The organism is Oryzibacter oryziterrae, from assembly GCF_021864535.1.
Classification (GTDB): domain Bacteria; phylum Pseudomonadota; class Alphaproteobacteria; order Rhizobiales; family Pleomorphomonadaceae; genus Pleomorphomonas; species Pleomorphomonas oryziterrae.
In genome coordinates this window covers 515,258-538,784 of sequence record NZ_JAKJIC010000001.1, presented here as the reverse complement: position 1 = coordinate 538,784, position 23,527 = coordinate 515,258, and the positions used below count along the sequence as shown (strand labels likewise).

Annotated in this window: 17 protein-coding genes; 7 read left to right on the top strand and 10 right to left on the bottom strand. The window is 64.3% G+C overall.

Annotation, left to right across the window (positions count from 1 at the left end):
- Together L2I41_RS02420 and adhE are read right to left on the bottom strand one after the other, a co-directional pair.
- The coding region (locus L2I41_RS02420) for a glyceraldehyde 3-phosphate dehydrogenase NAD-binding domain-containing protein (RefSeq protein WP_237151916.1) at nt 1–169 on the bottom strand (169 nt) is incomplete at its 3' end.
- 147 nt (nt 170–316) lie between these two features.
- Nucleotides 317–2,995: a bifunctional acetaldehyde-CoA/alcohol dehydrogenase gene (gene adhE / locus L2I41_RS02415; RefSeq protein WP_237151899.1), complete on the bottom strand. Its 2,679-nt coding sequence runs from the start codon at nt 2,993–2,995 to the stop codon at nt 317–319.
- A gap of 672 nt (nt 2,996–3,667) precedes the next feature.
- Here adhE and L2I41_RS02410 point away from each other — a divergent pair.
- Complete coding sequence (locus tag L2I41_RS02410) at nt 3,668–4,654, top strand: LacI family DNA-binding transcriptional regulator (protein ID WP_237151898.1); 987 nt, start codon at nt 3,668–3,670, stop codon at nt 4,652–4,654.
- Nucleotides 4,655–5,384: 730 nt separating this feature from the next.
- Here the strand turns inward: L2I41_RS02410 and L2I41_RS02405 are convergent.
- Both L2I41_RS02405 and nikR read right to left on the bottom strand, forming a co-directional pair.
- Entirely contained in the window at nt 5,385–5,594 is a 210-nt protein-coding gene (locus tag L2I41_RS02405; protein ID WP_237151897.1) for a cold-shock protein, read from the bottom strand.
- 273 nt (nt 5,595–5,867) lie between these two features.
- The gene (gene nikR / locus L2I41_RS02400) at nt 5,868–6,320 is read right to left on the bottom strand and encodes a nickel-responsive transcriptional regulator NikR (protein WP_237151896.1); all 453 of its coding nucleotides are present in this window, start codon (nt 6,318–6,320) and stop codon (nt 5,868–5,870) included.
- A 324-nt stretch (nt 6,321–6,644) separates the two neighbouring features.
- Here nikR and L2I41_RS02395 point away from each other — a divergent pair, with 324 nt between their 5' ends.
- On the top strand, nt 6,645–8,579 hold the full coding sequence (locus L2I41_RS02395) for a putative bifunctional diguanylate cyclase/phosphodiesterase (RefSeq protein ID WP_237151895.1): 1,935 nt from the start codon (nt 6,645–6,647) through the stop codon (nt 8,577–8,579).
- A gap of 85 nt (nt 8,580–8,664) precedes the next feature.
- Here the strand turns inward: L2I41_RS02395 and L2I41_RS02390 are convergent, their stop codons facing one another.
- Together L2I41_RS02390 and L2I41_RS02385 are read right to left on the bottom strand one after the other, a co-directional pair.
- Complete coding sequence (locus L2I41_RS02390) at nt 8,665–10,068, bottom strand: phosphohexomutase domain-containing protein (protein WP_237151894.1); 1,404 nt, start codon at nt 10,066–10,068, stop codon at nt 8,665–8,667.
- Nucleotides 10,069–10,243: 175 nt separating this feature from the next.
- Nucleotides 10,244–11,194, bottom strand: a complete 951-nt coding sequence (locus tag L2I41_RS02385) for a DUF6030 family protein (protein ID WP_237151893.1) — start codon at nt 11,192–11,194, stop codon at nt 10,244–10,246.
- Nucleotides 11,195–11,541: 347 nt separating this feature from the next.
- On the opposite strand from L2I41_RS02385, the gene uraD reads away from it, so the two are divergent.
- From uraD to L2I41_RS02370, 3 genes are read left to right on the top strand one after another with little or no spacing between them, the layout of a single operon-like run.
- Entirely contained in the window at nt 11,542–12,060 is a 519-nt protein-coding gene (uraD, locus tag L2I41_RS02380) for a 2-oxo-4-hydroxy-4-carboxy-5-ureidoimidazoline decarboxylase (protein WP_237151892.1), read from the top strand.
- Nucleotides 12,057–13,325, top strand: coding sequence for an allantoate amidohydrolase (locus L2I41_RS02375; RefSeq protein ID WP_237151891.1), 1,269 nt, complete (start codon nt 12,057–12,059; stop codon nt 13,323–13,325). The genes uraD and L2I41_RS02375 overlap by 4 nt, the downstream gene beginning before the upstream one ends.
- 2 nt (nt 13,326–13,327) lie before the next feature.
- Nucleotides 13,328–14,545 (top strand): ArgE/DapE family deacylase, encoded by a 1,218-nt coding sequence (locus tag L2I41_RS02370; RefSeq protein WP_237151890.1) that lies wholly within the window; start codon nt 13,328–13,330, stop codon nt 14,543–14,545.
- Between the two features lie 10 nt (nt 14,546–14,555).
- On the opposite strand, the gene L2I41_RS02365 is transcribed toward L2I41_RS02370, so the two are convergent.
- Both L2I41_RS02365 and L2I41_RS02360 read right to left on the bottom strand, forming a co-directional pair.
- Complete coding sequence (locus L2I41_RS02365; RefSeq protein ID WP_237151889.1) at nt 14,556–16,499, bottom strand: [Fe-Fe] hydrogenase large subunit C-terminal domain-containing protein; 1,944 nt, start codon at nt 16,497–16,499, stop codon at nt 14,556–14,558.
- 250 nt (nt 16,500–16,749) lie between these two features.
- Nucleotides 16,750–17,865, bottom strand: a complete 1,116-nt coding sequence (locus L2I41_RS02360) for an ABC transporter substrate-binding protein (RefSeq protein WP_390633724.1) — start codon at nt 17,863–17,865, stop codon at nt 16,750–16,752.
- 262 nt (nt 17,866–18,127) lie between these two features.
- Between L2I41_RS02360 and L2I41_RS02355 the strand changes: the two genes are divergently transcribed.
- Complete coding sequence (locus L2I41_RS02355) at nt 18,128–19,159, top strand: YeiH family protein (RefSeq protein WP_237151888.1); 1,032 nt, start codon at nt 18,128–18,130, stop codon at nt 19,157–19,159.
- A 23-nt stretch (nt 19,160–19,182) separates the two neighbouring features.
- A complete protein-coding gene (locus tag L2I41_RS02350; protein ID WP_237151887.1) occupies nt 19,183–20,088 on the top strand; it encodes a LysR family transcriptional regulator in 906 nt (301 codons plus the stop codon).
- On the opposite strand, the gene cydC is transcribed toward L2I41_RS02350, so the two are convergent.
- On the bottom strand, nt 20,089–21,756 hold the full coding sequence (gene cydC, locus L2I41_RS02345) for a thiol reductant ABC exporter subunit CydC (protein WP_237151886.1): 1,668 nt from the start codon (nt 21,754–21,756) through the stop codon (nt 20,089–20,091).
- Nucleotides 21,753–23,489, bottom strand: coding sequence for a thiol reductant ABC exporter subunit CydD (cydD, locus tag L2I41_RS02340; protein WP_237151885.1), 1,737 nt, complete (start codon nt 23,487–23,489; stop codon nt 21,753–21,755). The genes cydC and cydD overlap by 4 nt, the downstream gene beginning before the upstream one ends.
- Nucleotides 23,490–23,527 lie beyond the last annotated feature (38 nt).

Genomic DNA, 23,527 nt, shown 5'->3' with positions numbered 1-23,527 from the left:
GGAAGCGGCCGTGCACGCTGTCGAAGCGGATCAGGTGCGCATTGGTCTCGACCGGGCCGAGATCGTTGATGCCGACGACTTCAATGTCGGTACGGCCGGACTCGATGATGGCGCGCAGAACATTGCGACCGATACGTCCGAAACCGTTGATGGCGACTTTCACTGCCATGATCTTTCCTCTTCACAGAACAAGCATTGTCTTTGTACGCGGTGTTGAAGTGCCTTCCCCTTCGTTATTCGGCCGGAGGCGGGGCGAAAGCCGCCGGAAAAAGGGGAAGGCGCTCCAATCAGTTGGGGACCTGGAAGTCCCGTGGCATCACTCGGCCGCGCGCTTGGCGGCCTTGGCCTTGGCGGCCGGGGCAGGGGCATCGAGTTCCTCGACCACAGCCCGCTCGGGCGCTTCCACATAGGGGCGGCCATAGTAGCTGTCGACCAGGATGGCCTTGAGCTCGGAGATCAGCGGGAAGCGCGGGTTGGCGCCGGTGCACTGATCGTCGAAGGCCTCGATCGCCACCTTGTCGACCATGGCCAGGAAGTCGGACTCCGGCACGCCGGCCGCCTGGATGGACGGGGGAATGTCCAGCGCCTTCTTCAGGCTTTCGACCCAGGCGATCAGGTTGTCGACGCGCTGCTGGGTGCGTTCGCCGCCGAGGCCGAGGTGCTGGGCCACTTCGCCGTAACGAGCCCGGGCCTTGGGACGGTCATACTGGGAGAAGGCCGTCTGCTTGGTCGGGTTGTTGTTGGCGTTGTAGCGGATCACGTTGGCGATCAGGAGCGCATTGGCCAAGCCATGCGGCAGGTGGAAGGTGGCGCCCAGCTTGTGCGCCATGGAATGGCAGACGCCAAGGAAGGCATTGGCAAAGGCGATACCGGCGATTGTCGCACCGTTATGCACCCGCTCACGCGCTTCGGGGTTCTTGGCGCCCTCGGCATAGGCTTGCGGCAGGTTTTCCTTGAGGAGTTTCAGGGCCTGCAGCGCCTGGCCGTCAGTGAACTCGTTGGCCAGCACCGACACATAGGCTTCGAGTGCATGGGTCACGGCGTCGATGCCACCGAAGGCCGTCAGCGACTTGGGCATGTTCATGACGAAGTTGGCGTCGATGACCGCCATGGTCGGGGTCAGCTCATAGTCGGCGAGCGGATACTTCATGCCGGTCACATCGTCGGTCACCACCGCGAAGGGGGTAACTTCCGAGCCGGTGCCGGAGGTGGTCGGGATGGCAACGAGGTCGGCCTTCACGCCCAGCTTGGGGAACTTGTAGATGCGCTTGCGGATGTCCATGAAGCGCAGCGCCAGATCCTCGAAGTGCACGTCCGGGTGCTCATACATCACCCACATGATCTTGGCCGCGTCCATAGGCGAACCGCCACCCAGCGCCACAATCACGTCGGGCTTGAAGGCCTTGGCCCGGTCGGCGCCCTTGCGGACGGCGGCGATGGTGGGATCGGCCTCGACGTCATAGAAGACCTCGACGTCCAGCCCGGTGTTCTTCAGCAGGGCGATCGTGCCGTCCACATGGCCGTTGAGGAACAGGAAGCGGTCGGTGACGATCAGCGCGCGCTTCTTGCCGGCGAGGTCCTTGACGGCCTCGGCGATCGAACCGCGGCGGAAGTAGATCGACTTGGGGAGCTTGTGCCAGAGCATGTTTTCGGCTCGCTTCGCGACGGTCTTCCGGTTGATGAGATGCTTGGGGCCGACGTTGTCGGAGATGGAGTTGCCACCCCAGCTGCCGCAGCCCAGCGTCAGCGACGGCGCCAGATTGAAGTTGTAGAGGTCGCCGATGCCGCCATGCGACGACGGGGTGTTGATCAGGATGCGGGCGGTCTTCATCTTCTCGCCGAAGGCGGCGACACGCTCGGGGTGACGGTCCTGGTCGGTGTAGAGCACCGAGGTGTGGCCGATGCCGCCGAGAGCGACCAGAGCCGCAGCCGCATCGACAGCGGCGGCGAAGTCGTCGCGCTTGTAGAGGGCGAGCGTCGGGGACAGCTTCTCATGGGCGAAGGGCTCGGCCTCCGACACGTCATCCACTTCGCCGATCAGGATCTTGGTGTCGGCGGGAACGGTGAGGCCGGCGCGGGCGGCGATCTTCACCGCGGACTGACCGACCACGTCGGGCGACAGGTGGCCACCGGGGAAGACGACGTCGCGGATGGCGCCCAGCTCGTTGGCGCTGAGGATGTAGCCGCCATGGCTGGCGAAGCGCTCGCGGACGGCGTCATAGACCGAGCCGACGGCGATCACGGCCTGCTCGGAGGCGCAGATCATGCCGTTGTCGAAGGTCTTGGACATCAGGATGGAGGCGATGGCGCGCTTGACGTCACCATATTCGTCGATGACGACAGGGGCGTTGCCGGCGCCGACGCCGATGGCGGGCTTGCCGGAAGAGTAGGCGGCCTTCACCATGGCCGGGCCACCGGTGGCGAGGATCAGGTTGACCTGCGGGTGCTTCATCAGCGCGTTGCTGAGTTCGACCGACGGGGTGTCGATCCAGCCGATGATGTCCTTGGGGGCACCGGCGGCGACGGCAGCGTCCAGCACCAGCTTGGCGGCGGCGCAGGTGGACTGCTTGGCGCGCGGATGCGGGGAGAAGATGATGCCGTTGCGGGTCTTCAGGCTGATCAGCGCCTTGAAGATGGCCGTGGAGGTCGGGTTGGTGGTCGGCACGATGCCGCAGATGAGACCGATCGGTTCGGCAATGGTGATGGTACCGCCGAGCTCATCCTCCTCGAGGATGCCGCAGGTCTTCTCGTCCTTGTACTTGTTGTAGATATATTCGGAGGCGAAGTGGTTCTTCACCACCTTGTCCTCGATCACACCCATGCCGGTCTCGGTACCGGCCTGGATGGCCAGCGGGATACGGGCGGCGGCGGCGGCAAAGGCGGCCTGCCGGAAGATCAGGTCGACCTGTTCCTGCGAGAAGGTGGCGTAGATCTCTTGCGCGCGCTTCACGCGGGCAACGAGGGCGTCAAGGTCGGCGAGGTTGGCAACGGGCATGTCATGCTCCTGTCATGGTGTACGCAGCGGACAAGGCGCTGCGGGCACGGGCAATCGGGGCGAGCCTTGTGAGGACTGTTCCGAGGAAGTGCGGTCGGCGATCGTCTTGCAGCACCGGTGAGCGGCATCGAAAAGCCAGTGAGCGAACCCCGAGGGATTCCCGTTCCACTGGTCTTGGCCAGCCGCTTTGGGGCGGCGCGCCGGGCTTTCCTATCCAGCATCCATCGATGGCTCGTTCGTCGAACCACGTTTGTGTTCCGGCTGCATGTGAGAACGTTTTCAGCGCTCAGTCAAGCGTATAACCGATTTAAAATCGGGTACTTAGGGATACTACAGACCGACTTAAAATAATATAAAAGCCCCTGAAAGAATTGATGAATTCACAAACAGAGGCCGAAACTGACTCTTGTCAAAAACCACTATGAAATTCTTTTGTAGGTATTTGCCCTTAGTGCCCGCAGCTTAGGATCAACTCAATCGAGTGAAATCAATTTCAAGGGGGAGGATTAGCCCTTACGTTGCCAAGAGCCCGTAATCCTGCGATTTTCAGGCAAGAACAAAAGAGGTTCGTCTCGGGCTGAGCCAGATCAATGTGATCAACCAACCTCTACGCTACTCCCGATTTATGGCTTTGCCGTGAATGACTGACCCCGCTTGAAGCCGGATATGGACATGGTCGCAGGAATCAAGGATGTGGCACAGAAGGCAGGTGTTTCTGCCGCGACAGTGTCACGCGTGCTCGGCAAAGGGCCGGTGAGCCAGGAACTGCGCGACCGGGTCGAGGCTGCCATTCGCGCCACCGGGTATCGCCCCAATCTGTCCGCCCGCCGCCTGCGCTCCCAGCATTCCCAGACCATCGGCCTCATCGTCTCCGACATCCGCAATCCCTTCTTCACGGCACTCAGCCGCTCGGTAGAGGACGAAGCCTATCGTGCGGAGATGCGGGTCATCCTCTGCAACACCGACGAGAACCCCGAGCGCGAGGCGATGTATCTGCGCCTGATGCAGGAAGAGCGCATCACCGGCCTGATCTATGCCCCGACGCGCGTGGCGGCGGAGCGACTGAGTCGGACGGACTTCGGCTTCCCGGTGGTACTTGTCGATCGGACCGGACCGGTCGGTCGGCACGATTCGGTGGTGATCGACAACCTGCAGGCCAGCATGTCGCTGGTCGAGCACCTGGTGGCGACGGGACGGCGGCGCATCGTCGGCCTCTTCGGCAACACCAGCTCGACCGCCATCGAACGGCACGCCGGCTATCTCGCCGCCATGAGCCAGAATGGCCTGACGCCGGAAGCGGTCTTCGTGTCGCCCAACGCCGAAGCGGCGACGGTGGAGATCACCCGCATGCTCGGCGAGGCCTCGCGGCCAGACGCCATCATCGCCTCCAACGGCCTCATCCTCCTCGGCATCGTCAAGGCGCTGAAGGCGCTGCATCTGGAAATGCCCGACGACATCGCCGTGGCCGGCTTCGACAATGAGAGCTGGTCGGAACTCATCGGCCCGGGCCTGACGGTCATCGAACAGCCGATCTCCGAGATCGGCCGCACGGCCATGTCGCTGCTGTTCGATCGGCTGAAGGCGCCCGGCCTTGCTCCCCGCAAGGTGATGCTGTCCGGCTCGCTGGTCGAGCGCGGCTCGACTGCCTCAACGGCCTGAGACACCCAACGAGAAGATCCAGGCGGGACGGACCGTCACCTCCTGAGTGCCGACGCCAACTGGCGTCCCTTGGCACGCGACAGCAATACGCCTGTCCATCCTCAGCCACGCCCCACCTCTTCAGCTCAAACGGCGAGAAGGATCGCCCGGACAGCTGCGCTCGGCTCGGAGTTGAGTTAGCACATTAAGTTAGAATGTAACTATAAATATTTGAATTTATTATATTTTGTCTATCACGTTAAAGCTCACTTTCAACATGAAGTTCGAACAGGTGCGCGACACGCCACGTGGCCCGCGAACTGAGCCTCACGACATCGAGACAGATCGAATGAGCGGCCTTAGCCTCACAGCGATAGGGATGAAGGGAGAGGACCTGTGGGGCCATCTGCGCCGGACGGGGAAGCCTCGCAATACGGAGAGGACATCGCCGGTCAGGGGTAAAGGCGGGAAACCCACGAAGGCCCATCGCTGGCGGCAATCTGGTCAGGCAGACCCGACGGCGCCACCTTGATTCAACACATTAAGTAATTATGACAAGACATTGAAATTAAGATGCGAACAAAGAGAGTCCGACTAAGCCACCCGCCCGAGGGATGTGGCCGTTTCCTGGGCCTGCGGCACCCGCCTCAATGAGACTGGAGTGACGAATGCCGGCCACCGTCGCGGACAAACAAAAAGGGCGCGGGACAGAAAGTCCCACGCCCTTCAAAGGGTCGATGATCCCGAAGGATCAGGCGGCCTGCAGATTGTCAGCCGAAGACTTGCCGGTGCGGCGGTCCTTGACGATCTCGAACGAGACCTTCTGACCGTCGGCAAGCTGGCCGAGCTGCGAACGCTCGACGGCGCTGATGTGAACGAAGACGTCAGCAGAACCGTCTTCCGGAGCGATGAAGCCGTAGCCCTTGGTGGCGTTGAACCACTTAACTGTTCCGAGTGCCATGTGACATGCCCTTTCCTGAGATGTCGGATACGAAAAGCCCCTCCGCGCCCCGAGGGACGTGAAGGTTGGGTGATTACCGATTTTGGAAGGAAGGTCAGAGGTGAGCACAGGGCCCGAACATCCGAGGCCGATCGTCTGGCCAAAGTCGATATGCTCTAGTAAGCCGATAGATGTCTTTATACAAGCGACTTTAGGTTGCAGAGCCGGAAATGCAGCGATGGTACGTGCAGACGACCTCACGTGGCCGACAAAGTCTGATCCACGAACACCACCTCAGTCATGTGGCCCGTGGATCTGATGGCGAACAGCCGCTGCCTCAGTCGGAAGGTCGATCGGCACGATCACCAGCTTGCCATAGCGAACACCACGCTCGGCGGTCAGATGCTCGGCGAAGTGTTGCACCTCGCCAACCGAGCCCTTGAGCAGCGTCACCTCCAGGCAATTGTTGTCGTCCAGATGCACGTGGGTGGTGGCGAGCGACAGGTCGTGATGGTGATGGTGCACGGCCGCCAGGCGGCGCGCCAGTTCCCGCTTCTCGTGATCGAAGCTGTAGACGACGGCACCGACGCAGGTACGGGTCGGGTCGGCCGGCGTGGCAAGATCGTTGAGGCCAGCCCTCGTGAGGTCGCGAAGCGCTTCCGAACGGCTGTTGTACCCCCGCGACAGCATGAAGGCATCGATTTCGGAAACGAGATCGTCGTCGAGTGTGATCGTGACGCGCTGCACAGCAAGCCTCCAAGGTTTCAGGACCAACCGCGCTGCTGCACTCCCGTTTGGTGTGAGCAGGCAGCCGGGGACAAGAAGCTACGTCCGACGCTATGCGACGATTTCGAGATCAGATGTCGCGACCATCGCCGGAGCGGACCCGCTGCGACTTTGCCCAGCTTGGGTGCAATTGCAAGTCCGCCCCAGGCTTTTCGATGAAGACGGCCCCATCACCACACAGCCCCCTTAAGGGGACAGAAACCGATATCTGCTATAGAATGAAAACATTGCAACTAATACCGATGCGCTCCACGAGCTGTCATCGCCCGACAGTTGGAGGTACTCGTGTCTGCAGCGACACGCCATCAGGATACCGCTTTGCAAACGGGGCGTCCTGAGGTCCGGAGAGGCACCGATGCCATTGTCGCATCAACCTACCGGCCATTGCTCAAGGGGCTACTGGTTCCCGGGCTTATCTACTATTGCTGCATCACGATCGCGCACCTCATCATCGAGACGGGCGCATCCCGCGCGATCCTGTCAGGACTTGCGCTGACCACCGCGTTCGCCTTCGGCTTTGCCTACTTCCGGCTTCTGCGGGAAACCATCTCGCTGCCACGGCTTGAAGCGGTTGGGGCCGCCGTCTTCAGCCTGGTCTACCTCAACGTTGCCCTCTACCAGGTCCTGCATTTTGAACCGCAGAAGCTGATCTACTTCGTGATCATCGTCGTGCTCTTCTCGCTGTCGGCGGCCACACGGCGCCTTGCGGTGGCGGGTGTCGTGGTGCCGATGGTCACCTTGTACTACTACGCCTACACTGGCGGCCCAGCGGTGATGGGCGAATACGGCTTCGTCGGCTTCGCCGGAGCTGTGTCCGCTGGCGGCATGTCTTGGCTCGTTCGCGGGGTGGTGCTGCGCGCCGTGAAGGCTCGGCTGACGGCCGAGGAGCTTCGCATCTCGGCCCAGCGCGCCGCGCACTATGACCTTCTCACCGCGCTGCCCAACCGCCGCCAGTTCTTCTCGGAACTGTCGGCGCTGACCCGGCAGGCGGAACGCCACGGCGAGAGCTTCTACGTCGGCGTCGCCGATCTGGACGGCTTCAAGCCGGTCAACGACCTCTACGGGCACGTGGCCGGTGACGCCTTGCTCTCCGAGGTCGGCCGACGGCTCGGACACTTCGCATCGCCCTCGCACTTCATTGCCCGGCTGGGCGGCGACGAGTTTGCCTTCATCCTCAAGGGCGTGAGCGGCGAGGACGAGGTCGTCGAGTTCTGCAATCAGATCGGCAACGCCCTGCGCGAGAAGTTTGACGTGAATGGCGCCAAGGTGGGCATTTCCTGCACCTTTGGCGCCGCCCGCTTCCCCGACGCAGGTCGCGAAGGCCAGTTGCTCTATGAACGGGCCGACTACGCGCTCTATTCGGCCAAGCAGACCTCACGCGGCGATCTTGTGCTCTTCAACGAGCGCCTCGAAAACGAGATGAACCGCAACGGCGAAATCGACCATACGCTGCGCAACAGCGATCTGGCCGAAGAGCTGTTCGTGGTGTTCCAGCCGCAAGTGGATGCCATCGAGCAGAAGACCGTCGGCTTCGAGGCGCTGGCCCGCTGGCACTCGAAGACGCTGGGCATGGTGCCGCCGGACGTGTTCATTCGTGGCGCCGAGCGCGCCGGTCTCATCGAGCAGATCACGGCCATCCTGTTGCAAAAGGCGCTGGCGGCCATGGCGGAGTGGCCTGAACACATCCGCCTGTCCTTCAATCTGTCTGTCCGTGACCTGATGAGCCCGGCGTCGATCTCGACCATCTGCTGGCTGGTGCGCGAAAGCGGCATCGATCCTCGCCGCATCGAGTTCGAGATCACGGAAACCAGCGTGATGACCAACTTCGACCTGGCTTGCGAGAGCCTGAAGATCCTGACGGCTGATGGGTCGCGCATTGCGCTGGACGATTTCGGGTCTGGCTATTCAAGCTTCGGCTACATCCACAGATTGCCGCTCAACAAGATCAAGCTGGATCGCTGCTTCGTGACGCAGCTGCAGGAGGGAGGCTCCTCCCGCAATGTGGCCAAGGCCATCATCGAGCTTTGCCGGACGCTTGAACTCGACTGCATCATCGAGGGTGTCGAGACCGAAGACGACCTCGAGAACATGCTGATCGCCGGCGGCCGCTATTTCCAGGGCTACCTGTTCAGCAAGCCGCTGGGCGCGCGCGCCGCACAGACCTATCTCGCCAAGGAGCTCGGCCTGGACCTGCCCGGCGAGGAACGTGCGGCCAGCTGACACGCAAGCGAAGCCTCGCAGACATGAAAAGGGCCGGAGCATGGTGCGCTCCGGCCCTTTGTCTTGCGGCAATGGCAGAACCCGATCAGCGCAGCGTGGCTTCCAGGCGGGCAACCATGTCCTTCAGCAGCGCTTCCGTGCGGGGCGCGCTCTCGGTCTCCACATAGCACCGCAGCTCCGGCGCATTGCCGGACTGGCGGAAGTGGACGATGGCTCCGTCGGCATAGGAAAGGCGCACGCCATCGGTCAGATTGACGTCGGCAGGGGCGGCCAGGCGCGCGTCGAGGGCGACACGGGCAGCATCATCGGTCGCCAGCTTCTTGAGAAGGGCACCACCGATCTCCGGCGCGATCTCCTTCAGGCGATCGGCCTTCATCACGCGCGGCGGCAGCTCAGCCACCAGCGCCGACAACGGCTTGCGATCCCGCGCGCTCATCAGGAGCACACCGATCATCGGCAGGATGGCGTCACGCGTCGGCAGGCGGGTGAGGGCACCGGCGGCCAGCGCCAGATCCGACTGCAACAGGAAGCCGCCGTTGGCCTCGAATCCGGCGATCGGCGCAAGCGTGGCCGCTGCCATGCCGGCCACCACATAGGGCGAGCCGATCTTGGTGCGGTCGACCACCTTGAACCAGCCACTCAACTCGATGGCTGAGGTGGACGACAACGGCGTCACCACCGTGGCGATGCCGAGGAAGCGGGCGGTGAGGGCGCCCAGGATGTCGCCGTTCACCTGATTGCCGGCGTCGTCGATCACCAAGGGACGGTCGCCGTCGCCATCGGTGGAGACCACCGCGTCGAGCTTCAGCTCGGCGATGATCTGACGATCGCGGGCGATGTCGGCCGGATCCAGCGCTTCGGTGTCGACGGCGATGAAACGGTCGGCGCGGCGGAAGGGGTGCACCTCGGCGCCAAGCGCGGTGAGGATCTCGACGGTCAGATCGCGACCGACGGCGGAATGCAGGTCGACGCCGATCTTGATGCCCTTGAGCGGCGCGCCGGCAAAGGCCTTGGCGTAGCGCTGGACGTAAGCGGTCGCGATGGCCGGATCAACGGCGGGCAGGGCAACGACGGGCGTCTCGACACCGGCGTTGAGCAGCGCCAGCGCCTTTTCGCGCACCGGGGCCTCGTCGTCCTTCAGGAACTCGCCGTCGGGGCGGTAGAACTTGATGCCGTTGTAGGTCTCGGGGATATGGCTGCCGGTGATCATCACCGCCGGGCAGCCGCGTTCCAGCGCGTAGGCTGCGACGGCGGGCGTCGGGACGTTGCCGGCATAGACAGCCGTCCAACCTTCGGCGGCAATGGCGGAGACGCAAGCAGCAGCAATGCGCGGGCTCGAGTCGCGCAGGTCGGCGCCCACATAGACGGTGCGGCTGGCCGCGCCCTTGCAAGTCACGTCAAGGAAAGCGGAAACATAGGCCCGGCACACCTCGGTGGTAAACCCTTCGGCAGGGGCGCGAAGGCCCGACGTTCCAAAATTGACGGACATATGATCAATCCCATTTCTAGATGCAAAAAGATGCGGAGAAGGCATCACAATTTTGTGCGCCGCACAAGATCGAACCTGCTGATTTGGCAAGCAGCGTCCACCGTCGGCGGCGTTGCGGATCGTCTTTACTATGCCGTCGCGGCAATTTCGTGAAAAGTCGAATGATCAGATTTGGTTACCGCGTCACATCCTCGATGGGCGCGGATGAGGATGCCCCCGCCGCCGGCAGATCGGCGACGGACGGTGTCGGTAGCTTGGCCGGTCCGGGCTTTGGCTTCGGCTGGTCCTCCGGCTTGAGGATGTTCAGTGTGCCGGTGAAGCCCTCCGTCGGCAGGATCCCGGCTTCATCCTTCAGGGTGATCACCAGGTCGAGGCGCGGAACGTCGCCCCAGGAGCGACGGGCGTCATAAACCACCCCATGATTTTCCACCTCGGTCGTGCGGACGCGATCGACCGCGTCCAGGATCGCTGGCGGCACGTCCCAGTGAAAGCGGGCGTGGATGGCCTCAAGCACCCGGTCGAAAGCCTGGCGAGCCTGCGGAGCGCTCTTGGGGTCTGGGAGATTGAGCTTGAGGCGGATGACATCAACGCGATCGGGCGCGGCCCCGCGCAGCGAAACAAAGATCGATGAAGGCTTGGGCTGCCCTTCGCCGGTGGCCTCCGGACCGAAGTTTACAAGCTCGCTGTCACAGGTCCATTCGCCCGGCGTGACCGGATTGTCCCGCCATTTGGCTCCGGTGACGCCCATGTCGGCCAGCGCCGTGCAGAGCGCCTGCGGTTGGGGGCGGATCACGCGGGTGAAGGGAACCGGACTGACCGGCTCGGGAGAGACCAGATCGGCCAGCGTGTCGTGAGGCAGATTGCGCAACGGATCGCGGGCCGGCACGCTCGTCGACTTGGTCGGCGGCGGCTGAGGCGCGACGATCTCCGTGGTCACCATGGCAGGCCGATTGACGACGGCCGACAGTTCAGCCATCGCAGCCGGAATTTCGGAGCCGAAGCGCAGATAGAGGGCCCCCACGGCCAGCGTCGTACCGACAAGGCCGTAGACCGAGTTGCGCCGCAGCGGTGTCGCGTGAACCCAACGGCGAACAAGACGAAAGCGGGCAGGCGCGCGCAGGGCCATGATTCAACGGCTCCCGTGGCTCCGGCGCAATCGCGCAAGCGTCGAGCGCTTCCGCTGCGCAGGAGAGAGATCACGCGGGAACTCGGGCGTCATTGCGGCCTCGCTGGTGGCATTGGTGACTTCATGCGCCACCAACGTCAGTCTGACATGGACGCATGGCGAAATAAGGTCAACTCCCATGTTACGGTGCAGAAAGTTGGCAAGACGTTATGAAATCAGCATTTTTTGACGACTCCAACGGACCCGTCACGCGAGGCTTCTCGCTCCGCTTTCTCAAGCAGACCATTGCGTCGACAACGCCGATTTGCGACCTTGCCGGTGATTTGTGTCAGACACGGAAGGGCGAAATGATCGAACCGGTTGGGATCGAGGCGGTGAATGGATGGACGGCGGCGGAGTTCGTCGACCGCTTCGGGGATGTGGCCGAGCATTCGCCCTGGGTGGCCGTGCGCGCGGCCGAGGCGCGCCCGTTCGCAAACCGCTCCGCCCTCGTCGACGCCTTTGCCGCCGCCATGCGCGCGGCAACCGAACAGGAGCAACTGGCCCTGATCCGCGCCCATCCCGATCTCGCCGGCAAGGCAGCCGTTGCCGGCACCATGGCCGAGGATTCCAAGAAAGAGCAGAAGGGCGCCGGTCTCGACCGACTGACGACCGAAGAGTTCGCCCGGTTCACGTCGCTCAACGACGCCTACAAGGCCAAGTTCGGCTTTCCCTTCATCTTCGCGGTCAAGGGCGCAACCAAGGACATGATCCTCGACGCTTTTGACGCGCGCATCCACAATGACGCCGCCACAGAGTTCGACACGGCCTTGACCCAGATATCCCGTATTTTCCGTTTCCGCCTTGAAGACCGGGTGCTGCCGTGACCGCAACGCGCCAACTGGGTGAACGGGCGCAGGCCATGCTCGACGCGCTGGCCGCGCTCACCGACGAACCGGGCCGGCTGACCCGCCTCTATCTGTCGCCCGCGCACGCCAAGGCCGTCGACCTCGTCGCGCGCTGGATGACGGAGATCGGGCTTGAGGTGTCCGTGGACGCCCTCGGCACCGTGCGGGGCCATCGCAAGGCCGGCAAGGCCGGCGTCGGCGGCAACAAGCGGCTGCTGATCGGCTCGCATATCGATACGGTGGTCAATGCCGGGCGCTATGACGGCATGCTTGGCGTGGTCGCGGGCATATTGGCCTTGCAGGAACTGGCCGCGCGTGAGGTCGCCTTGCCGTTCGGCGTCGACGTCCTTGCCTTTGGCGATGAAGAGGGCGTGCGCTTCCCGACCTCGCTCGCTTCCAGTTCCGCCGTGGCCGGCATCTTCCCGTCGACCGCGCTGGACGCCAGGGACGCCGACGGTGTGTCCCTGCGGCAAGCCCTGACGGATTTCGGCTGCGAGCCCGATGCGAGCCAAGCAGCCGCCTATGCCCCCGATGACGTGCTCGGCTATCTCGAAGTGCACATCGAGCAGGGGCCGGTGCTGGAGATCGAGGGCAAGGCGCTGGGCGTGGTCACCTCCATCGCCGGCCAGTCGCGCTTCAATGTCCTCGTCACCGGTGAGGCCGGCCATGCCGGTACCGTGCCGATGACGCTGCGCCGCGACGCCCTTGCCGCCAGTGCCGAGATGATGGCCGCCATTGAAGACGTGGCTCTGGCCGGTCGCGCCCACGAGATGGTCGCCACCGTCGGCCGCCTCACCGTGGAGCCGGGCGCCATCAACGTCATTCCAAACCGGGTGCGGTTCACACTGGATCTGCGCGCCGAAAGCGACGCGCCCCGTGCGGCGGCCACCGAAGAGATCAAGGCGCGCTGCCGCGCCATTGCCGAGCGACGGCACGTGGGCTTTTCCATGGATCGCTTCTATGACAACGCCACCACCCCCTGCGCGCCACGCCTGCAGGACGCCTTTGCCGGCGCGATCGAGGCTCTCGGTCATCCCACGAGGCGGCTGACGTCCGGCGCCGGCCATGACGGCCACGCCATCAAGGCGCTCACCGATGTCGGCATGCTCTTCGTGCGCTGCCGCGGCGGCATCAGCCACAACCCCGCCGAATTCGCCACAGTTGACGACATGGGCCTTGCCGTGGAAGCCTTGATCAAGACAATCGGCAAACTGGCCGACCAGACGGATGTCTCAGAGGAATGACCATGAAATCGATCATCGACGCCGCTTTCGCCGACGAAGTGGCCTTTCTGAAGGCTCTGGTGCGCGTGCCGAGCGACAATCCCGCCGGTGACTGCGCGCCGATCGCCGACAAGGCGGCCGACCTGCTCGAAGCCCAGGGCTTCAAGGTGGAGCGCCACCCGGTGCCCGAGCCCTTCGTGCAGCAGAACGGCATGATCTCGGTGACCAACCTGATCGTCCGCCACACCTTCGGCAGCGGCAAGGGGCCGGTGATCGCGCTCAACGCCCATGGCGACGTGGTGCCGCCAGGGCAGGGCTGGACCGTCGATCCCTATGGCGCCGTCGAGCAGAACGGCGCCATCTACGGTCGCGGCGCCGCCGTGTCCAAGTCCGATTTTGCCACCTATGCCTTCGCGCTGAAGGCGCTGATCGCCTCCGGCCTGCCGCTCGACGGCACGGTGGAACTGCACCTGACCTTCGACGAGGAGGCGGGCGGCTACGTCGGCCCCGCCTGGCTGATCGAGCAGGGGCTCTCCAAGCCCAACCTCGCCATCTCCGCCGGCTTCTCCTATGCAATCACCACGGCACACAACGGCGTGCTGCACATGGAAATCGTCGTGCGCGGCAAGCAGGCGCATGCGGCCATGCCCGAGACCGGCGTCGACGCGCTGGAACACGCTGTGCCGATCCTCGCCGCACTCTATGCCGAGCGCCATCGCCTCGGCGACACGGTGTCGGCTCAGAAGGGCATCGGCTCGCCCAAGCTGACCGTGGGCCTCATCTCCGGCGGCATCAACACCAACGTGGTGCCCGACCGCATCACCATGCGGCTCGACCGCCGCCTGATCCCGGAAGAAAACGGCCTTGAGGTCGAAGCCAGGCTGATCGCGCTGGTGGAAGCCGCCGCGCCGAAGGTCCCGGGCCTCGAAGTGGAATGCCGGCGCATCATGCTGGCCGAACCGCTGCGCGAACTGCCGGGCGCCGCGCCGATGATCGCCTCCATCGAGAAGAACGCCGCCGCCGTGCTCGGCGTGCCGGTGGCGCCGACCGGGGTGCCGCTCTACACCGACGCCCGCCACTATTCGGCCGCCGGCATCCCGACCGTGCTCTATGGCGCCGGCCCGCGCTCGATCCTCGAAGCCAACGCCCACGCCGCCAACGAGCACGTGAAGCTCAGCGACCTCAAGGCCGCCACGGAAGTGATCGCGCTGACGCTGAAGGATTTGCTGACCAAGGCATGATGCGACGGAGTCAGCCCTCGGCGGCGAGCCGGCGGGCTGTCTCCTCGATCAGGTCGCACTTGTTGCTGGTCTCTTCCATGATCATGTTGAGATTGGTGACGCGGTTGGCCACCAGATCCATGTTTTCCTCAAGCGCGACCGCGATGTGCCGCAACTCCTCCTTGACCGAGAGGATGGCGGTTTCGCTGCTGCGCGTGGCGGTGACGACGGTGCGGGTCTGGCCGGCCAGTTGCTTGACCTCGCTGGCCACCACAGCAAAGCCACGGCCCTGATCCCCGGCGCGCTGCGCCTCGATCTGGGCGTTGAGGGCCAGCAGGTTGGTCTGGTTGGCGATGTTGGCGATTTCCTTGAGGGCCGCACCAAAGCCATCCATTTCCGCTTCGATGCTGCCGATGCTCGCCTTGACCTTCTCGGCAATGTCGCAGACCCGGTGCACCTGCTCGTCGATGCGGCTGACCGATTGGGCGCCCTCGCGACTGCCTTCGGCAACCTCGGTGATGGCGCCGGTGATGGCCCCGACGTGCTCCTTGAGCTCGAACGACTTGCGCTCCTTGTCCGCGCTCATGGATTTGACGCGTTCCATCAGCTGGTTGAGTTCGAGGATCTCCTCCTGCTTGGCCGATTCCGCCTTGCGGCTGGCTTCGGCCTGACGATGTTCCTCGTCGGCGACGGAGCGGGCGAAGTTGATGCAGTTTTCCTCGGTGTTGGTCCCACGCAGGATGGCGGCGGCAAAGCGTCGGCAGTTGCCATAGCCGCAGGCATAACAGTTGATCTTGCGGCTGGCCTCGTCGTTCTTGTGCAGAGCCTTGAAGGCCCGATCATAGTCGGCCTCGCTGAACTCGGTGGTGTGCACCGCGCCCGTGCGGTCTTCGTAGCCGCGCAGAAAATCGTCGAGCCGCAATTGCTTGTCGAACTGTTCGAACGGGGCATAGGACGCCCCGCCGAGCATGCGCTTGCGCGTCTTGGTCTTGGCCTTTTCTACCTTCAGCCGGTTCATATGATGATCGATGTCGTCGATATCGACGTCGTGGCAGGTGCCGGTGCCAAGATTGCAGCCATGGGCGCAATTGAGGGCATCGACCACCAGCGGCAACGGCTTGCCGGCCTTGGCACGCTTCTCATATTGCTCCAGATACTCGTAGACGAGGCCGGTGCCTTCGACCTGGCGGATCCAGACATCGTCGCCGACCACATGGCGGATGTTTTCGCCGAGGCCGCCGGGACGGCTGAAGGTCAGGCCGAGACCGCAATCGACACCGTCAAAGCCAGCACGTGGAGCGCTCTTGAGGTCGATGCCTCGCTTCTCGAAATAGTCCTTCAGCTTCCGGTAGGTGACGTTGTAGGCGATGGCGCCGCCGGTATCGCGGAACTCCATGCCCTTGGCCGCGCAGGGCGACAGGAAGGCGATCGGGGCGGTGACGCCGGCATATTTGCGCAGCCAGATCGCGGTGCAGAGCGCCGGGCTGTGCACCGGAGCCAGAGCCGGGATCAGACCCGGCTGATAGGTCTCGATATAGTGGACGATCGACGGGCAGGGCTGGGCGATCAGCGAGGGAATCTTCCGCTCGCCGATCGCCTTCAGATAGGCCCAGGTGGTGATGTCGGCGCCGAAGGAGACGTCGTGGATGGCCGCAACGCCCTTGCTCTTCAGCCAGCCGAACAGCCGCTCGTAGTCAGGGAAATTGTGGCGTACGGCCGGAGCCGCGATGACGACGACCTGCTTGCCGCGCTCGAGATCGGCAATGAAATCGTCGGTATCGTCCCGATAGTTGCGGGCGCCGTGATCGCAGGCCGCGATGCACTGGCCGCACATGATGCAGGCGCTCTCGTCGACCCGGACCTTGTGCTGACCATGTACCACATAGGCAACATTGGCCTGATCGATCGGGCAGTCGCCGATACACCGGTTGCAGCCGGTACATTTGGCTTCGTCAACGAGAATACCGACGTTCATCGCACCCTCACCGTAAAATGTCACAAAGAATCAAATAATTGAATGAAGTTAATTACTCGTTTTTGAATATGTCGATCTGCATGAACCTGAATTACGCTATAATACATACTGATTCTCAAATTCTTGATGCGTGATATCATGAATTGAAGCGCAATTATTCTTGACGTTTTTGGTCTGAAAAACAAAACCGCCCGGAAGTGACTTCCGGGCGGTCTGCATAATCGGCTCGAGGCTGGCTTCGATCAGGCCATCACTTGTTGATGTCGATCGGGGCGTATTTGCCGTCATGCCACAGATTGATCTCGAACTTCGGATCCTTGATGTCGCCCTTCTCGTCGAAGACGATCGAACCGACCACGGTGTCGACGGGCGTGCCATTCTTGAGGGCTTCGGCAACAGCGCTCGGATCGTCCGAGCCGGCGCGCTTCACACCCTCTGCGATGGCCTGCACCACGGCATAGGAAAACAGCGTGAAGCCGTCCGGACTGTAGTTCTCAGCCTTGAACTTGGCGACGGCGGCCTGAGCCGACGGCAGGTTGACCGGCGACGTCGGGAAGGTGAAATAGCTGCCTTCGCCGGCGGCACCGGTGATCGCCCAATATTCGGCGGTTGACAGGCTGTCGGCCATGATCAAGTCCGGAGCATAGTTGCGATCCGCCGCCTGGCGCTTGATGAGGCCGCCTTCGGTGTGGTAGCCGCCGAAATACACGGCATCGACCTTCAGGCTCTGCAGCTTGCCGATCAAGGAGCTATAGTCCTTCTCGCCCGGATTGATGCCCTCATACAGCACTTCCGTGAGACCGGCGGCGTTGACCGAGGCCTTGACCACTTCGGCGAGGCCTTGGCCGTAGGCCGACTTGTCATGCAGGATGGCGACGTTCTTGCCGGCATAGTGGCGTGCAATCCAGGGCGCAACGAAGGCACCCTGGGCATCATCGCGGCCATACAGACGCATGACGGTGGGATAGCCCTTCTCGGTGAGCGCCGGGTTGGACGACGCCGGGGTCATCATCAGCACGTTGTTGTCGGCATAGACGGCGGCGGCCGGGATGGACGAACCCGAGCAGGCATGGCCGGCCACGAACTTCACGCCATCGGCAACGAGACGGTTGGCAACCGCGACGGCCTGCTTGGGATCGCAAGCGTCATCCTCGACGACGATCTTCACCTTCACGCCGTTGACGCCGCCGGCATCGTTCAGAAGGGCAGCCGCCGCTTCGCCGCCATGCTTCTGCCAGTCGCCGATGGAGGCGAGAGGGCCGGTCATCGGACCGACCACGGCAATCGTCAGGTCATCGGCACGGCCGGGTGTAGCGGCAAAGGACAGGGCCATGCCCGCCATCAGGATTGCCAAGGATTTCCGCATGTCTGTTTCTCCTGGGTCTTCAAATATGACCATAGCTTTACAAGGGGTTTTCGCCCCGGACAATGCGAGGGAATGCGACCCCCGATCACAAAATTTGCGATCGGACGATGCCTGAAGGAGGCCAGGGCCCCTTCGCCGGCACGGGCATTCCTCAACGGCTGAGAGAACCAATCGTTCGGTTTCATCGAACGAAACGACAAGAATTTTGCGTTGGAACCGATTGACATTGAACGGCCATAGCTGGGCGGAAAGGAACCGCCCCATGAGCGAAACACACGACGACCTGCAATCAGCCGCTCTGGAGGCACCGCTGCAGGGTCTGCAGCAGATGATGCCCGGCCTGCTGCTCTGCTGCGCGCTGACCGGCGGCGCCTATGCGCTGCGACTGGTCCCCGGCCTCAACACCTTCAGTCCGATGATCCTCGCCATCATCGGCGGCATGATCGTCAACAACACGATCGGCGTGGGCCCGGCCTTGCGTCCGGGCATCGTCTTCTCCATGCGACGCCTGCTGCGCGCCGCCATCGTGTTGCTGGGCCTGCAGTTGACGCTGACACAGGTGTCTGAAGTTGGCCTCGGGGCACTGGCGATCATCGCATCGGCAGTGGCAGCCACCTTTCTCGCAACCGTTCAGATGGGACGCTGGCTCGGCGTCGATGGCCGGCTTGCCCAGCTCATTGCCGCGGGCACATCGATCTGCGGCGCGTCGGCGGTCGCGGCGGCCGACAGCGTGGTTGAGGCCGATGACGAAGACGTCGCCTATGCCGTGGCTTGCGTCACGGTTTTCGGCTCCATTTCCATGTTCGCCTATCCCTGGATCGGTCACCTGCTGTCCATGGACCCGCGCAGCTTCGGCCTTTGGGCCGGCTCCTCGATCCATGAAGTGGCGCAAGTCGTGGCGGCAGCTTTCGCCTATGGCCCGGACGGCGGTACCACCGGCACCATCGCCAAGCTTACCCGTGTGATGATGCTGGCGCCGGTGGTCTTCGCCATGGCTGGTCTGGCTGCGCGCAAGGGCGTGGGCCGGCACGCCGGTGTGCGACCGCCGCTGCCGATCTTCGTGTTCGGCTTCCTCGGCATGGTGTTGCTCAACAGTGCCATTCCCTTGCCCCCGGCAATCAAGGCGGACCTGGCGCTCCTGTCCACCGTGCTGCTCACCATGGCGCTGGCGGCGATGGGGCTGGAAACCAACTTCGGCAAGCTCACCCAGCGCGGTCTCAGACCAGCTCTGCTGGGAGCCCTGGCCAGCTTGTTCATTGCCACCTGGACCCTCGGCCTGATAAAACTTCTTTAGTTTCAGTTGGTCGGTGAATGTGAATGACGCTCGAACAGTTGCGCATCTTCGTGGCGGTTGCCGAGCGCGAACATGTGACCCAGGCGGCCGCCGACCTGCATCTCACCCAGTCCGCCACCAGCGCGGCAATCACCGCCCTTGAAACGCGCTACGCCATACGCCTGTTCGACCGCATTGGTCGCCGCATCGCGCTGACGGAAGCCGGTCGGCTCTTCCTGGTGCGCGCCCGGTCCATCCTCGCCAGCGCGCAGGATGCCGAGGCCATGCTGGCCGACGTGGCCGACATGCGGTGCGGCACCCTGACCGTCGCAGCCAGCCAGACCATCGGCGCCTACTGGATTCCGCGCGTCATCAACAGCTTCCGCCAGAAGCATCCGGGATTGAAGGTCTCCCTGGAACTCGGCAACACCGAGTGGGTCGCGGCGCGCGTCGGGGAGGGCGCCGTGGCGCTTGGCTTCGTTGAAGGCCCGCTCGACGATCCCCGCCTCAGCATCGAAACGCTCTTTGCCGATGAGTTGGCGCTCGTCGCCGCCCCCCATGATCCCTGGCTTGGGCACAACGGCTCGCTGAGCGAGCGGCTGCGCGATGCCCAATGGGTCGTGCGGGAAGCCGGTTCCGGCACAAGATCGGCCTTTGAAGCCGTGCTCGCCGCCTATGGCGTGCCGGCGTCCGACATCCAGGTAACCCTCGAAATGCCGTCCAACGAGACCGTGCTGAGTGCCGTCGAAGCGGGAGCGGGCGCCACCATCTTGTCGCAGATGGTCGTCGCCTGCGCCCTGAAGGCCGGTGTGCTGAAGCGCGTCGACGCCGATCTGCCGCAGCGGAATTTCTCCGTTCTGCATCACCGGGAACGCTACCACAGCCGCGCGGCGTCCGAGTTCACCGAGCTTGCCCGCGCCTGGCACCCCCGACCGACCGGACCAGCGTGATCAGTCCGTCGGCAGCAAGCGACCGTCCGCCAGGGTAATCACCCGATCGAACACCTCGGCTCCTGCGAGCTGGTGGGTGATGACGATCGTCGTGCGCCCCTTGCGGCTCGCCGCCAGCGACGTGAGCAGACGCCGCGCCGTCTCCCCGTCGAGACCTTCGAGCGGTTCATCCAGAACCAGCACCTTGGGATCGGCCAGAAGCGCGCGGGCAATCGCCAGCCGCCGCGCTTCACCGCCCGACAGATGCGCGCCGGCGACACCGATCTCTGTATCCAGCCCCAACGGCAACCGCGCCAGCACGGAGCCGAACTCTGCCTGTCCAGCAGCTGCGAGAAGCTCGGCTTCCGAGGCCTCGGGGCGGGCAAGGCAGAGATTGGCCCGGACCGTCGAGGACAGCAGGTAGGACGCCTGCGGCACCGCGACGACGACGCGGCGCAGTCCTTCGCTCGCAAGGTCGCGAAGATCGAGGCCGCCAAGACGGATGCGGCCTCCGCTCGGGTCGCAGAAACGCACCAGCAACTGGGCGAGGCTGGATTTGCCTGCCCCGCTCTCACCGGTGATCGCCACGAAGGCGCCTTGCCCGATCTCGAGCATCAGACCGTCTAGGGCAGGGCGCGCGCTGCCCGGGTAGACAAGGCTGACCGTCTCGAAGGTCAGGTCAAAGCGCTCCGGCACAGGCAGCGGTTCGGCCGGCTCCATCAGGCTTGGCGGCCGGTCCAGGAGATCGAACAGCCGCCGGGCGGAGGCGAGAGCGCCTCGCAAACTGGCGAAGGCGTCCGGCATGGACGCGAAGGCCTCGAAGGCCGACAGCAGCGCCAGAACTGCCAGCGTCAGGTCGGGGCCTGCGAGCAGGTTCGACCGCACCAGCGGCACCCCAACCATCAGCATCGCGACCAGCGACAGATCGGTGGCGAGCCCCATGGCGCTCAGGCCCACGGCCTGACTGCGCGCCTGCCGCCCCTCGGCGTCGAGCAGGTCGGCATATCCGCAGACAAGGCGCGCCCGCTCGCGCGGCCAGGCGTCATTGAGCAGCAAGGGCGCGAGCCCGTCGAGGTCATCGACCAGCCGGTTGCGCAGCGCGGCCGTGGTCATCGCAACATCCGCGCTGGCCGCAGCATCGGCACGGGCCGTCAGGGCCGGAAGCGCGAGGCCGAGCAAAAGCAGTGAGCCAAGGGCAACGAGGGCAAGTGCACCGGACACCCAGGCCAGCCCCGCCACCACGACGATCATCGTGAGCAAGGCGACCATGACCGGCATGATCAGCCGCAGAAACACCAGCTCCAGTCGGTCGACATCGGAGGAGATCCGGCCCGCCAGATCGGCCGAGCGCCAGTGCCGATCCTGAAACGGCACCAGCGGCACCAATCCGGCGAAGATCCGCACCCGCAGCGTCGCCAGCAGGCGCAAGGTGGTCTCATGGCTCGCCAGCCGATCCAGATAACGCCCCCCCGTCCGGACGATCGCCAGGGCGCGGATCAGCGCCGCGGGCGTGAAATAGTTCATGGTCACGCCGGCAACGCCGGCCAGCCCCATGGCCGTGATGAACCAGCCCGACGTCGCCATTAGCCCGATGTTGGCGAGCGTCGCAGCCGTCGACACCAACACCGACAACACCATCCATCCCCAATGCGGGCGCGCCAGCAACAGAAGGCGAAGGAGCATTTTCATCGCGCTGCCCTCCGGTCGGAGGCGAGCACGGCGCCGGACGCCATCAGGCGCGCAAAGGCGCCCGCGCGGGTCAGCAGCTCGGCAGGCCGACCGCCTTCGACGATCCGCCCGCGCTCCAGCACCAGCACCTGATCGGCGCGCTGCACCGTTTCGAGCCGATGGGCGACGGTGATCATGGTCCGACCGGCCGCCAGTCGCGCCATGGCTTCGGCGATGTCGCGCTCCGTGTCGGCATCGAGATGAGCCGTCGGCTCGTCCGCCAGAACCAGCGGGCTGCGGCGATGGAAGGCCCGCGCAAGAGCCAGACGCTGCGCCTCGCCACCGGACACGCCGCTAGCGGCTTCCCCGAGGCGGCTCGCCAGGCCCTCCGGCAAGCGCCGGACGATCTCCTCGGCGCGCGCCGCGGCAAGGGCCAAACGGACGGCATCCGCGTCGTTCCCCTCCGCCATCGCCACATTGTCGGCCAGCGTCCAGTCAAACAGATGCGGTTTCTGCGCCACCACGGTAAGCGCCTTCCGCCAAAGAGTGGGGTCAAGGCCATCGAGCGGCTGACCATTGACGAGGATGCGTCCGCCGGTCGGCTGCAGAAAGCCGCAAAGGAGCGCCAGCACCGTGCTCTTGCCCGATCCGCTTTCCCCCACCAGCGCCAGCTGCTCACCGGCAGCGACGGAGAAGCTCACCCCGTCAAGAGCAAGCCGGCCGTCCTCGTGGCGCACCGTCACCTCTTCGAAGGTGAGGCCGATGCGGGACAGGTTAGGTGCTGCTGCGGCTGCGGTCGAGGCTGTCTCGCCCGAACGATCGAGGAAGGCAAAGAGGCGCTCTGCCGCCGCTTCCGCCTCCATTTTGGCGTGGCGCTGCAGGCCGAGCTGGCGCAGGGGCGCGTAGAACTCGGGCGCCAGCAGCAACAGGAAGAAGCCGGTGCGGAAATCGAACGTGCCCCACATCAGGCGAAAGCCCACCAGCACCGCCACCAGCGCGATCGACACCGTGGCAAAGAACTCCAGCACCAGCGCCGACAGGAAGGCGAGGCGCAGCACGCCCATGGTACTCTTGCGATAGGCCTCGGCAGCGGCGGCCACCTCGCCGGTCGACCGACCGGCGGCGCCGAGCAGCTTGAGATCTGGCAGGGCCCGGATGGCGTCGAGCAGATGCCCGCCCAGCCGCGCCAGAGTCGCCCATTGTCGCTGGCTGGCGCTCTCCGCCGCCCGCCCCGCCAGGATCATGAACAGCGGCAACAGCGGCAGCGTCGCGAACAGCACGAGGCCGGTCAGCCAATCAAGCGGGAAAGCAACCAGCAGGATGACAAGCGGCAGCAGGCTCACCTGCGCCAGTGCCGGCATCCAGCGGCGCCAGTAGGGTTCGACGCCTGCAACGGCCTCAAGGAAGAGCGTCGCAATCTCTCCGGTCGGCGTCCCCGAGAGCCGCACCGGACCAAGTCTGGCCGCCTGATCCAACAGGCTCGCGAAGAGATACCCGCGCACCGCTGCGCTCGCCCTGAACGCGCTCCGGTCCGAGGCAAAGGCCGCAAGGGCACGCAGGAGAGCCAGTCCGGCGATGAGGGCCAACGACAGCTGAACGGCCTGGATATCCGCCCCATCGAACACCACGGCGGCAATGGCACCGGACAGGAACCAGGCCATCGCCAGACCGATCAGCCCCGCGAGCGCGCGGGTCGCCATGGCCACCCCGATGGCCGGACCGGCCTTGCCATTGAGGGATTTCAGAGATGTCATGAGGCTCCTGTCGGTCCACGCACCACAAAAGGGCCGAT